Here is a 12615-nt window from a genome sequence, read left to right on the forward strand (position 1 = left end):
CGGTTATTCTACGGTCACGCTCTTCGCGAGGTTGCGAGGCTGGTCCACGTCGTAGCCCTTGGCTCCTGCCAGTTCCGCGGCGAAGATCTGCAGCGGAACCGTGGTCAGCAGCGGCATGAGCAGCGTGGGCGTCTCCGGGACGTAGAACACGTGCTCGGCGTAGTCGCGCACGGCTTCGTCGCCCTCTTCGGCGATCACCAGGGTCCGGGCGCCACGGGCGCGGACTTCCTGGATGTTGCTGACCACCTTGGAGTGCAGGGAATCGCGGCCGCGCGGGGACGGCACCACCACGAAGACCGGCTGGCCTTCGTCGATCAGGGCGATCGGGCCGTGCTTGAGCTCGCCGGCGGCGAAGCCTTCTGCGTGGATGTAGGCGATTTCCTTCAGCTTCAGCGCACCCTCGAGTGCCACCGGGAAGCCGACGTGGCGGCCCAGGAACAGCACGGACTTTTCGTCCTTCATGCTGCGGGCGAGTTCGCGCAGCGGACCGGAGGCGTCCAGGATCTTCTGGATCTTGGCCGGGATCTTGGACAGGTCCGCGAGGACGTCCTTGATCTGGCCGGTAAAGATGTTGCCGCGCAGCTGGGCCAAGTAGAGGCCCAGCAGGTAGGCCGCGGTGATCTGGGCCAGGAAGGCCTTGGTGGAGGCCACGGCGATTTCCGGGCCGGCGTGCGTGTAGAGCACGGCGTCGGATTCACGCGGAATGGTGGAGCCGTTGGTGTTGCAGATGGAAATGGTCTTGGCGCCCTGTTCGCGGGCGTAACGGACGGCCATCAGGGTGTCCATGGTTTCGCCGGACTGGCTGATGGAGACCACCAGGGTGTTGGCGTCAACGATCGGGTCGCGGTAGCGGAACTCGTGGGCAAGCTCCACCTCGGTGGGGATGCGGCACCAGTTCTCGATGGCGTACTTGGCCACGAGGCCGGCGTAGGCGGCGGTGCCGCAGGCCAGGACGATGATCTTGTCGACCTGCTTCAGGAGCTCGGGATCGATGCGGAGTTCGTCAAGGGTCAGCTTGCCGTTGAGGTCCGAGCGGCCCAGCAGGGTCTGAGCCACGGCGTCAGGCTGGTCGTGGATTTCCTTCTCCATGAAGGAGTTGAAGCCGCCCTTTTCGGCAGATGCCGGGTCCCAGTCGACCGTGTATTCCTTGCCCTCGGCGGGGGCGCCGAAGAAGTCCGTGATGTCCACGGAGTCGGCGGTGATGGTGACGATCTGGTCCTGGCCCAGTTCGACGGCGCGGCGGGTGTAGTCGATGAAGCCCGAAACGTCGGAGCCGAGGAAGTTTTCGCCCTCGCCGAGGCCGACGACGAGCGGGGAGTTGCGGCGTGCCGCGACGACGACGCCGGGCTGGTCCGCGTGCACGGCCAGCAGGGTGAACGCGCCTTCGAGGCGCTGGCAGGCAAGCTGCATGGCTTCGGTCAGGGATCCCTTGGAGGAATCGCCGCCGAGCTGGTTGCGGAAGATGTCGCCGAGCAGCGCGGCGGCGACCTCGGTGTCCGTTTCGGAGGCGAATTCGACGCCCTTGGCCAGGAGCTGCTGCTTCAGTTCCGCGAAGTTTTCGATGATGCCGTTGTGGATCACGGCCAGGCGTCCGCCGTCGGCCAGGTGCGGGTGGGCGTTCCCGTCGGTGGGGCCGCCGTGGGTTGCCCAGCGGGTGTGACCGATGCCGGTCAGGGATTCAGGCAGGGGCTGTGCCTCAAGTTCACCGAGGAGGTTTCCGAGCTTGCCCGCCTTCTTCCGGGACGAAATGGCGCCGTCGGCGACAACCGCCACGCCTGCCGAGTCGTAGCCGCGGTACTCCAGACGGCGCAGGCCTTCGAGGACGACATCCAGGGCTCCGTGTCCGGCGCCTGCCGGACGGGACGAATTACCAACATAACCAACGATTCCACACATGGACACAAGCCTAACTGTTCTCGGAGACAACGGAGGTGGGATGTCAGGCGAATGTGACGCATCACCTGCAATGAACGCGCAACGGTGCGGCCCTCCCCGAACGGCCAGGTTCAGGGAGGGCCGCACCATCAAGGCGTGTAACGGATTGGCGCCTAGAGTTCCGCCTTCCGGTCCGTAACGAGGCGAAGCACTCCGGCGTACAGCGGGTGTTCCGGTGCAATGCCGGTGATCTTCTGCGTGGCTTCGGCGGCGTCCAGCGTGGCCAGGGTTTCAGCCAGTTCCTTTGCTTCGTCGTCCGCGGGGTCGTCGAAGCGGAGCGCGGCGGACATCGCCCCCAGCAGGGCCACGGGCGTCTCCCCGCGCTCGGCGAGTTCCGCGGCCGGGCCGACGAACCGTTCATGCCGGCTCAGCTTCCGCAAGGGCGCACGGCCCACGCGAACTACCGTGTCCGGCAGGTGCGGGTTCGTGAAGCGGGACAGGATCTTCTGCACGTACGCTTCCTGCTCGGCCTCGTCGAAACCATGCTTACCCACCAGCAGCGCCTTGGTTTCGTCAAGCACGGCCCGGACTTTCGCGGCTACGGCGGGGTCCGCCATGGCATCGGAGATCTTTTCCAGCCCTGCCGCGTAGCCGAAGTAGGCCGCCGAGGCGTGGCCGGTGTTGACCGTGAACAGCTTGCGCTCAATGTACGGGCCCAACTCGTCCACGAACGTCGCCCCCGGGATCACCGGAGCGTTGCCGCCGAACGGGGTACGGTCGATGACCCATTCATGGAATGTCTCCACCGTGACGTCCAGGCCCTGGCCCGGCGCCTGGTTGGGGACAATCCGGTCCACTGCGGTATTGGCAAAGACCGCGACGGCGTCCAGGTCACCCGCCGATTCGTCCCAGGCCGCCCGGACCTCCTCACGCAGGATGTCCGTGGCGTTGATGGCGTTTTCACACGCCATCACCTGCAGCGGCGGCAGCGAGGCCTTGCGGGCGGCGAGCCCGCGGGCAATCACCGGTGCCACGAACTTCAGGATGTGCGGGCCGACCGCCGTGGTGACCACGTCCGCCGTCGAGATTTCCTCGACGACGGCGGCTTCCTGGGTGCCGGAGTTCAGCGCGCGGAACCCGTCGACGGTCTTGGCCGCCGGGTTATCGCCGACCTCGTGCACCTCATAGCTGTCCGCGGCGGCGAGCTGGCTGATCAGCGCGTCCGCGACGTCTGCGAACACCACCTCATAGCCGGCCTCGTGCAGCAGCAGCCCCACGAATCCGCGCCCGATGTTGCCTGCCCCGAAATGGACTGCCCTCACTATGCGTTGACCTTTCCGAACAGCTCCAGGATTTCCTCGACCGTGCTGGCTTCCTCCAACTGGGCAACCTGTGCCTTGTTGGTGAAGATCTTCGCGATGGACGCGAGGATGTGGAGGTGTTCATTGTTGAGGCCGGCCACGCCGACCACGAACTTCACTTGCTTGCCGCCCCAGTCGATGCCCTCGGGATAGCGGACGATTGACACCGCCGAGTGCTTGATGTGCACCTTGGCGTCGTTGGTTCCGTGTGGGATCGCCAGGAAGCTGCCCATGTAGGTGGACACAGACTCCTCGCGTTCGTGCATGGCCTGGACGTACGTGGTGTCCACGGCGCCGCGGTCCAGCAGCAGCTTCCCCGCTTCGTCGATGGCCGCGTCGCGGTCACGCGCGGTGCCGTCCAGGATCACGCTTTCAGGCAGCAGCACGCCCTTGCCCCCGACGGCGGCAGCCGACTCGGCGGCATGCGCACCCTGGGTTTGGGGTACTTGGGTCTCGACCGCACTGTCAACGTGGGCAGCTGCGGGGCCTTCCGTGTTGCTGGTCTTCACGAGCTCCACGATTTCGTCGTACTTGGGGCTGTTCATGAAGTTGTCCACCGAATAGTGAACGGCGCTCGAGGTCTTCGTCTGGGCGCGCTCCGTGAGGTCCTGGTGCGTAACCACCACATCGAAGGTGTCGCTGAGGTTGGCGATGGCCGAGTTGGTGACCTTGACGTCCGGGAAGCCGGCCGCCTTGATCTTGTTGCGCAGGACCGTGGCCCCCATCGCACTGGAACCCATGCCGGCGTCGCAGGCGAACACGATGTTCTGGACCGGGCGGGTCAGGACGGCGACGTCGCTTCGCTCGCCGACCAGCGCGGAGGACACGGAGCTCTTCTTGCCCTTCATCGCTTCCATCCGGGCGGTTGCGGCGCTGAGGTCGTCCTCGCCTTTGTCCTTCGAGGTGCGGAGGATGAGGGAGGCGATCAGGAACGACACCGTTGCCGCCAGCACTACGGCGAGGATCACGCCGACGTAGCTGTCGCGCGACGTCTGGAAAAGGACCGCGAAAATCGATCCCGGAGCGGACGGAGCCACCAGCCCGGAGTTCGTGAGGGCGAGTGTTGCGATACCGGTCATGCCGCCCGCGATGGTGGCGAGGATCAAGATCGGCTTCATCAGCACGTACGGGAAGTAGATCTCGTGGATACCGCCGAGGAAGTGGATGATCGCGGCACCCGGAGCGGAAGCCTTGGCGGCGCCGCGGCCGAAGAACATGTAGGCCAGCAGCAAGCCAAGGCCCGGGCCGGGGTTCGCTTCGAGCAGGAACAGGATGGACTTGCCCTGCTCGAGGGACTGCTGGATGCCCAACGGCGTGAGCACTCCGTGGTTGATGGCGTTATTGAGGAAGAGGACCTTGGCCGGTTCGATGAAGATGCTGGTCAGCGGCAGCAAGTTGTTGCTGACCAGGAACTGGACAACGTTTCCGGCGCCCTGGCTGAACCAAGTGACCAGCGGGGAAATGCCATAGAAGCCGAGCAGGGCCAGCAATGCGCCCCAGATGCCGGCGGAGAAGTTGTTCACCAGCATTTCGAAGCCGGGGCGGATCTTGCCGTCCCAGAGGGAGTCAAGCTTCTTGATGGTCCAGCCACCCAGCGGACCCATAATCATGGCGCCGATGAACATCGGAATGCCGGCGCCGACGATGACGCCCATGGTGGCGATGGCGCCCACGACGCCACCGCGGACGTCGTAGACGATCTTGCCGCCCGTATACCCGATGAGCAGCGGGAGGAGGTACGTGATCATCGGGCCAACAAGGCCAACGTTGGGAACTCCTTCGGCGTTGGTGCCGAAGCCACCGAGCGCGGGCACGGGGATCCAGCCCTTTTCGATGAATAGGGCGGTGATGATGCCCCAGGCGATAAAGGCGCCGATGTTGGGCATGATCATGCCGGACAGGAATGTTCCGAATTTTTGGACGCGAACGCGCAGGCTGGTCCGGGGCTTTGCAACGGTCTCTGTTGCCATGTGAATTCCTAACGGTATCCCGCGACGGCGCGGGCTAGTCGATGCAGAGGCAGCCCTTAGGAGCTGCTGGAAATGCGGTGAAGCCACTCAAGGAAGAGCTTCAGTTCAGAGCTGGACAGTTGATCCGAATGCGAGGCCTGCAGTGCCGCATTCAGGGCGATTGCCGCAACAACCACGGAGGACTTGCCGGAGTCCTCCGCTGCGGCGCCACGGGCGGTTTCCGTGGAGACGGCGAAGATCATGGAATCCCGGGTCATCGTTGAGAGCTCGAGGTTCCGGTCTTCCACCGGTTCGGAGATGAGCATGAGCGTGACGCCCACGTTGGCCGCAAGGATGCTTCGTGCCGCTTCGCGGGGCTGCACGTTGAGCTGGCCGGCGATCGCGGCCTTGTTCAGCATTTCCTCCAGGAGCGCCTCGGCGTCTGCGACGACCGCCGGGCGGCTTTCCGGCCTGATGTTGCCGAACATCACCAAGTACAGGTGGGGCTGGGCTAGTCCGAACGCCACGTGGTTGTCCCACATGCGCCGGATGTCCTCCAGGGGTTCCCCGGACGGTGCGAAGTCACGCTCGCCCGCTACGTACTCCTCAAAGCCGGCCGAAACGACGGCGTCGAACAGGCCTTCCTTGTCGCCGAAGTGGTGGTAGAGCGTGGGTGCCGTGACCCCCGCCAGCTTGGTGATCTGGCGGGTTGAGACCGCTGACCCTTCTGAATTCGCCAGCAATTCGGCAGCCGCGCGGAGCAGCCGGACTTTGGGCGGAAGCTGGTCATCGGAACTCATAGCCGCTACCCTAGCACCTATAGCGCTGCTATATGAAGTGGCTCACAAGCAATTTTTCGCAGATCCGCGGTGCCGTCGCCGCCGGATCCCGTGCAACGAAGAGAAGCAGAGGATTCAGTGCAGAATTTCCAAGGGGTAGGAGTCAGCCCGGGCCGCATCGTCGGCCCCGTCCGCCGGATGCCGAAGGCGGTGACCGAACCGCCGTCGGGCGAACGCTTGGATCCGGCCATCACCGCGGAAGCCGCCGTCGCGGGCCTGAAGACCGCAGCGCAGTCCGTGCACGACGGCCTCAAGGCCCGTGCAGATATCGCCACCGGCGACGGAAAAGCCGTCCTGGAAGCCACCGCGCTCATGGCCAGGGACACCATGCTGCTGAAGCAGGCCGCCAAGCTCATCAACGCCGGCACCTCTGCGGAACGCGCCATCTGGGAAGCCGCGGCGTCCGTGGCCGAGATGCTGCACAACCTTGGCGGGTACATGGCCGAGCGCGCAACGGACGTGCTTGACGTCCGCGCCCGCATCGTCGCCGAACTGCGCGGCGTGCCCGCACCCGGCATCCCCTCCTCGGAAACACCATTCATCCTGGTGGCTGAGGACCTCGCCCCGGCCGACACCGCAACCCTGGACCCCGCCAAGGTCCTGGCACTGGTGACTTCCGGCGGCGGACCGCAGTCCCACACCGCCATCATCGCCCGCTCCCTGGGCCTGCCCGCCGTGGTTGCGGCACACGGCGTGGACGAGGTGGCGGACGGTTCGGAAATCTACGTGGACGGCGCGGCCGGCTTCGTTGCCGTCGCCCCCTCTTCTGAACAGCGCGCGGCCGCGGCAGCCTGGGCGGAAACCTCGGCCACGCTGGCCGGCTTTGACGGCAACGGCACGACGGCGGACGGCCACCCGGTGCCGCTGCTCGCCAACGTCGGAGGCGCCAAGGACGCGGTCGCCGCCGCCGGCCTCGGCGCCCAGGGCGTGGGCCTCTTCCGCACCGAGTTCTGCTTCCTCGAACGCGACACCGAGCCCTCCGTGGACGAACAGGCCGCCGCGTACAAGGCCGTGTTCGATGCGTTCCCCGGCAAAAAGGTGGTGCTGCGCACGCTCGACGCCGGCGCGGACAAGCCGCTGCCCTTCCTCACCGACGCCACCGAACCCAACCCTGCCCTCGGCGTTCGCGGCTACCGCACCGACCTCACCACGCCCGGCGTCCTCGAGCGCCAGCTTGAGGCGATTGCCCGCGCCGCGTCCGAATCCGAGGCCGACGTCTGGGTCATGGCGCCCATGATCTCCACGGCCGCCGAAGCCGCACGGTTCGCCTCCCTGTGCTCCGCAGCCGGGCTGAAGACGCCCGGGGTGATGGTGGAGGTTCCCTCCGCCGCACTGACTGCGGCCGCGGTGCTGCGCGAAGTCGGTTTCGCCTCGCTCGGCACCAACGACCTCACCCAGTACGCCATGGCGGCGGACCGCCAGCTTGGCCCCCTCGCCGAACTCAACACGCCCTGGCAGCCGGCCGTGCTGCGGCTCGTCCAACTGACGGTGGAGGGCTCGGCACAGGAAGGCGGCAACAAACCCGTGGGTGTCTGCGGCGAGGCCGCCGCGGACCCGGCCCTCGCCGTCGTCCTCGCGGGCCTGGGCGTCACCACACTGTCCATGACCGCCCGCTCGTTGGCCGCCGTCGGGACCGTCCTGAAGACCGTCACCCTCGAACAGGCGCAGGAACTGGCCCGGCTGGCCCTCTCGGCGCCCGGCGCCACCGAAGCCCGCGAGTGGGTACGCGCCAAACTTCCCGTGCTCGAAGAGCTCGGCCTCTAAATCCTTTCGACCAGCTACACCAAGGAGTAACCCATGCCCGAACGCACAGCCACCATCGCCAGCCGCTCCGGCCTGCACGCCCGCCCGGCCGCGCTCTTCGCGGAAGCCGCCGGCGAGCAGCCCGTGGAGGTCACCATCGCCATGCAGGGTGACCCCGCTGACGAAGCGCTCGACGCCGCGAGCATCCTTTCGCTCATGACGCTCGGCGCCGCGCAGGGCGACGTCGTGGTGCTCCGGGCGGAGGGCGACGGTGCCGAGCAGGCCCTCGATTACCTCGTCCAGGTCCTCGAAACGGACCACGACGCCGCGTAGCAGCACCCGCCGGGCAGCCCGCTTCCCGCCGGGCGCGGGCTGCCCGTTCATCCGCTGTTCAATCCCCCGTTCCTGACCGGGCTTGCACTGCCCGCATTTCGTGTTGGAGACCGGGAGGGGCAGAATCACTTAGGTGACATTGCAACGCAACGAGGCGAACGGCGACACTTCATCGCCATTCGTAGAGCTGGACAGGCAGACCTGGTCCCGACTGGCCGCGCAGATGGAGCAGCCTCTCAACGAAGAAGACATCATCAGGCTGCGGGGCCTGGGCGACCCCCTCGACATGAACGAAGTGCGCGAGGTTTACCTGCCCCTTTCGCGGCTCCTGCACCTCTACGTGGAGGCATCCCACCAGCTGCACGCGGCCACCACCACGTTCCTGGGCGAACAGACCCAGCGCACGCCCTTCGTGATCGGCGTGGCCGGTTCGGTCGCCGTCGGGAAGTCCACCATCGCCCGTGTGCTGCGCGAGATGCTGCGCCGCTGGCCCGGCACCCCGAACGTGGAGCTCATCACCACCGACGGTTTCCTTTATCCCCTCGCGGAGCTCAAGCGGCGGCACCTGCTCGAACGCAAGGGCTTCCCGGAATCGTACGACCGCCGCGCGCTCCTGCGTTTCGTCAGCGAGATCAAGGGCGGGGCCGAGGAAGTCCGCGCCCCCTGGTATTCGCACGTCACCTACGACATCGTGCCGGACAAGGAAGTGGTAGTCCGCCGCCCGGATGTGCTGATTGTGGAAGGGCTGAACGTCCTCGCCCCGGCACGTCCCCGCCACGACGGGCGCCAGGGCCTGGCCCTGAGCGACTTCTTCGACTTCTCCATCTATGTGGACGCGAAGACCTCGTACATCGAGGAATGGTACGTGGACCGTTTCAGGAAGCTGCGCGGCACCGCCTTCGCGCAGCCGGAATCCTACTTCCACCGTTACGCAACGCTCTCCGACGCCGAGGCGGAAGCGACGGCCCGCGGCATCTGGAAGCGCATCAACGAACCGAACCTCGAAGAGAACGTCCTGCCTACCCGGGGCCGCGCCCAGCTGGTCCTCACCAAGGAGGCCGACCACACCATCCGCAGGATGCTCCTGCGAAAGGTCTAGCACACGTGTGCCAGAAAAGCGGCCCTGGCCGCCGGTCATTCATGGGGCTCCTCGCCGTGGGCGCCGGCCTGGCGGCCCTGACGGCCTGCACGCCGGAGGTGAGCGGGCCGCCTTCCGGCACGTCGGCTTCTGCGGTTCCGTCTCCCACCGTGCCGTCCCCCACCGTTCCGTCCCCCACCGGCAGTCCCACTCCCACAGCTGCCAGGCACACGGCTCCGGCTCCCGCCACTGGCGCGCTGCCGCCGTCGGCGTCCCTCGCGAAGCAGCATTCGCTCAGCGATCCGCGCAGCCCCTGGGTGGTGGTCAATAAGCACCGGCCGCTCACGCCGCGGCAGTTTGTCCCGCCGGACCTGGTCCAGCCTGCCGTGCAGCTCGCCACGAGCGGTGAGTCCGCCCTGCTGAACAGCACGACGGCGGCAGCGGCCGCCAGGCTCTTCGCGGCCGCCGCAGCCGGCGGAGTCACCTTGACCCTCGCCTCGGGCTACCGTTCCTTCCAGAGCCAGACGGCCACGTACAGCGGTTACGTCAGCAGCCGCGGCCAGGCAGCGGCGGACACGGCCTCGGCCCGCCCCGGCTTCTCCGAACACCAGACGGGCTGGGCCTTCGACATCGGCGACGGCGGCGGGGCCTGCAGCTTCCAGCCTTGCTTTGCCGAGCAGCCGGCGGCCGTCTGGGTGAAGGCCAACGCCTACAAATACGGCTTCGTGGTCCGCTACCCGTGGATGCTCCATGAAACCACCGGCTACTACTACGAGCCTTGGCACCTGCGCTACATCGGTGCCGAGGCTGCGGGCGACATGGCGAAGCGCGGCATTCTGACGGTGGAAGAGTACTTCGGCCTGGAGCCGGCGCCGGGGTATTTCTAACTGCGACACGACCCCCGGATTTGTGCCGAAGGTAAGCGGCTATTAATCAGCCTGCGCTACCTTGGTGCCATGTTGAGCGGATTCAAGAAGTTTCTCATGCAGGGCAACGTTATCGATCTCGCCGTGGCCGTTGTCATCGGCGCCTCCTTCAACGCGGTTGTCGACGCGATCGTCAAAGGCCTCCTGACTCCCCTGATCGCGCGGCTTTTCAGCGCGAAGGACCTGGCTGGCATGTCCTGGGAAGGTTTCGCCTATGGCAGCGTTATCGCCGCCATCATCAATTTCGTCCTCGTGGCAGCCGCCATCTACTTCATCGTCATTGTGCCCATGAACCACCTGATCGAGCGCCGCAACGCGAAGCTCGGGATCAAGGAGCCGGAGGCGGAGGTCGATCCGCAGATCGCCCTGCTCACCGAAATCCGGGACAGCCTGGCGGCCCGCAAGTAGCCCAAACCAAAGACGGCTGCGGCCCGCCTCCATCGGGAAGCGGGCCGCAGCCATTTCTTGTCTATCCGTTTTGTCAGACCGGCAGTTCGCGCGGAATGGCGAGGCGGTCCTCCACCACTCCGGCTAGCTCGGTGCAGATCCGCCGGGCGGTGTCCATGTCCGCGGCTTCGACCATCACGCGCACCAGGGCCTCGGTACCGGAGGGGCGCAGCAGCACCCGGCCGGTATCACCCAGCTCAAGCTCAGCTGCAGCCACCGCGGCGGCCACGCCTTCATCGGTGGCGGCGCGGGACTTGTCCACGCCCTTGACGTTAATCATCAGCTGCGGGAGCTTGGTCATGCTCGTGGCGAGTTCCTTCAGGGAACGTCCGGTGAGCGCCACCTGGGCCGCCAGCTGGAGGCCCGTGAGCACGCCGTCGCCGGTGGTGGCGTAGTCGGAGAAGATCACGTGGCCGGACTGCTCGCCGCCCAGGCTGTATCCGCCGGCGCGCATTTCCTCGAGGACGTAGCGGTCCCCCACTGCGGTTTCGCGGATGGTGATGCCGGCCTTGCGCAGGGCGATCTTGAGGCCGAGGTTGCTCATTACGGTGGCCACAAGGACGTCGTCCCGGAGCTTTCCGGCGTCCTTGAGGGCCAGGGCGAGGATGGCCATGATCTGGTCCCCGTCCACCTCGGTGCCTTCGTGGTCCACGGCCAGGCAGCGGTCGGCGTCGCCGTCGTGGGCAATGCCCAGGTCCGCGCCGTACTTCAGCACTGCTTCCTTCAGCGGGCCCAGGTGGGTGGAGCCGACGCCGTCGTTGATGTTCAGGCCGTCCGGCTCGGCGCCGATGACGATGACGTCCGCGCCGGCATCCTTGAAGACCTGCGGGGAGCAGCCGCTCGCGGCGCCGTGCGCGCAGTCCAGGACCACGCGCAGCCCGTCCAGGCGGTGCGGCAGGGTGGTGAGCAGGTGGACGATGTAGCGGTCTTCGGCGTCGGAGAAGCGCTGGATGCGTCCGACGTCGCCTCCCAGCGGGCGGGAGGGCTCTTTGCCGAGTTGCGCCTCGATGGCGTCCTCGACGTCGTCGGGCAGCTTGTGTCCGCCGCGCGCGAAGAACTTGATCCCGTTGTCCGGTGCCGGGTTGTGCGAGGCGGAGATCATGACACCGAAATCGGCGTCGAGGTCCGCCACCAGGTAGGCGGCCGCAGGGGTGGGCAGCACTCCGGCGTCGAAGACGTCGACTCCCGAGCTGGCGAGGCCGGCTTCTACGGAAGCGGCGATGAACTCGCCGCTCGCCCGCGGGTCACGGGCAACGACGGCACGCGGCCGCTTTCCGTCCGGGGTACGGTCATGGCCAAGTACGACGGCGGCGGCTTGGGCAAGCTGCAATGCGAGCTCAGCGGTGAGGGCCCCGTTCGCGAGACCGCGCACGCCATCTGTTCCAAATAATCTAGACATCGGGACTCAGTCTAGTGGAAGGGCGGCCCTCCCCGATTCGACCGACTCGGCGGGTTGCCATGTTAACGGCAGAAGCCCGCCCCGCCGAAAACGGCGGAACGGGCTTCCTGGCTCCGGCCAAGGCCGGATAAGCGAATTAACGCTTCGAGTACTGCGGGGCGCGACGTGCCTTCTTGAGACCGGCCTTCTTACGCTCGATGACGCGGGCGTCACGAGTCAGGAAGCCAGCCTTCTTGAGGGTCGGGCGGTTGTTCTCGACGTCGATCTCGTTCAGCGAACGGGCAACACCGAGGCGCAGGGCGCCGGCCTGGCCGGAGGGGCCACCACCGTGGATGCGGGCGATGACGTCGTAGGCGCCTTCAAGTTCGAGGATCTTGAAGGGCTCGTTGACTTCCTGCTGGTGCAGCTTGTTCGGGAAGTAGTTGGCCAGTTCGCGGCCGTTGATGGTCCACTTGCCGGAGCCCGGCACAACGCGAACGCGTGCAACGGCTTCCTTGCGGCGGCCAACAGCTGCACCGGAAACGGTCAGCGCGGGGCGCTCCTTCTTCGGCGCAGCGTCAGCTGCTGCGCTTTCAGAGGTGTAGCTGGTCAGTTCCTCAGCCTCAACGGCTTCGTTGGTCAGTTCTTCGTTCTGAGCCACGATTCTCCTTGTATAAAAAGTTGTT

Annotated in this window: 11 protein-coding genes; 5 read left to right on the plus strand and 6 right to left on the minus strand. The window is 66.5% G+C overall.

The window, feature by feature from the left end; all coding sequences use genetic code 11:
- Positions 1 to 3: 3 nt before the first annotated feature.
- From glmS to BLP88_RS05990, 4 genes are all read right to left on the minus strand, one after another.
- A complete protein-coding gene (gene glmS / locus BLP88_RS05975; protein WP_074587730.1) occupies positions 4 to 1896 on the minus strand; it encodes a glutamine--fructose-6-phosphate transaminase (isomerizing) in 1893 nt (630 codons plus the stop codon).
- Positions 1897 to 2048: 152 nt separating this feature from the next.
- A complete protein-coding gene (locus tag BLP88_RS05980) occupies positions 2049 to 3197 on the minus strand; it encodes a mannitol-1-phosphate 5-dehydrogenase (protein ID WP_074587731.1) in 1149 nt (382 codons plus the stop codon).
- Positions 3197 to 5206 (minus strand): PTS mannitol transporter subunit IICBA, encoded by a 2010-nt coding sequence (locus BLP88_RS05985; RefSeq protein WP_074587733.1) that lies wholly within the window; start codon positions 5204 to 5206, stop codon positions 3197 to 3199. Before BLP88_RS05985 ends, BLP88_RS05980 begins: the two co-directional genes overlap by 1 nt.
- 56 nt (positions 5207 to 5262) lie before the next feature.
- Positions 5263 to 5985 (minus strand): TetR/AcrR family transcriptional regulator, encoded by a 723-nt coding sequence (locus BLP88_RS05990; protein WP_074587734.1) that lies wholly within the window; start codon positions 5983 to 5985, stop codon positions 5263 to 5265.
- Positions 5986 to 6102: 117 nt separating this feature from the next.
- Between BLP88_RS05990 and ptsP the strand changes: the two genes are divergently transcribed.
- From ptsP to mscL, 5 genes are all read left to right on the plus strand, one after another.
- Positions 6103 to 7788 carry a phosphoenolpyruvate--protein phosphotransferase gene (ptsP, locus tag BLP88_RS05995; RefSeq protein WP_074587736.1) on the plus strand — a complete coding sequence of 562 codons (1686 nt, stop codon included), beginning with the start codon at positions 6103 to 6105 and terminating at the stop codon, positions 7786 to 7788.
- A gap of 33 nt (positions 7789 to 7821) precedes the next feature.
- Positions 7822 to 8100 (plus strand): HPr family phosphocarrier protein, encoded by a 279-nt coding sequence (locus tag BLP88_RS06000; protein WP_074587738.1) that lies wholly within the window; start codon positions 7822 to 7824, stop codon positions 8098 to 8100.
- A gap of 133 nt (positions 8101 to 8233) precedes the next feature.
- Positions 8234 to 9199 carry a type I pantothenate kinase gene (gene coaA / locus BLP88_RS06005; RefSeq protein WP_074587740.1) on the plus strand — a complete coding sequence of 322 codons (966 nt, stop codon included), beginning with the start codon at positions 8234 to 8236 and terminating at the stop codon, positions 9197 to 9199.
- A 5-nt stretch (positions 9200 to 9204) separates the two neighbouring features.
- On the plus strand, positions 9205 to 10065 hold the full coding sequence (locus BLP88_RS06010; protein WP_245679783.1) for a M15 family metallopeptidase: 861 nt from the start codon (positions 9205 to 9207) through the stop codon (positions 10063 to 10065).
- A 69-nt stretch (positions 10066 to 10134) separates the two neighbouring features.
- On the plus strand, positions 10135 to 10512 hold the full coding sequence (gene mscL / locus BLP88_RS06015; RefSeq protein WP_074587745.1) for a large conductance mechanosensitive channel protein MscL: 378 nt from the start codon (positions 10135 to 10137) through the stop codon (positions 10510 to 10512).
- A 73-nt stretch (positions 10513 to 10585) separates the two neighbouring features.
- Here the strand turns inward: mscL and glmM are convergent, their stop codons facing one another.
- Positions 10586 to 11950 (minus strand): phosphoglucosamine mutase, encoded by a 1365-nt coding sequence (gene glmM, locus BLP88_RS06020; RefSeq protein ID WP_074587746.1) that lies wholly within the window; start codon positions 11948 to 11950, stop codon positions 10586 to 10588.
- 136 nt (positions 11951 to 12086) lie between these two features.
- Positions 12087 to 12590: a 30S ribosomal protein S9 gene (gene rpsI / locus BLP88_RS06025; protein WP_074587748.1), complete on the minus strand. Its 504-nt coding sequence runs from the start codon at positions 12588 to 12590 to the stop codon at positions 12087 to 12089.
- Positions 12591 to 12615 lie beyond the last annotated feature (25 nt).

The organism is Arthrobacter cupressi (assembly GCF_900099975.1).
Classification (GTDB): domain Bacteria; phylum Actinomycetota; class Actinomycetes; order Actinomycetales; family Micrococcaceae; genus Arthrobacter; species Arthrobacter cupressi.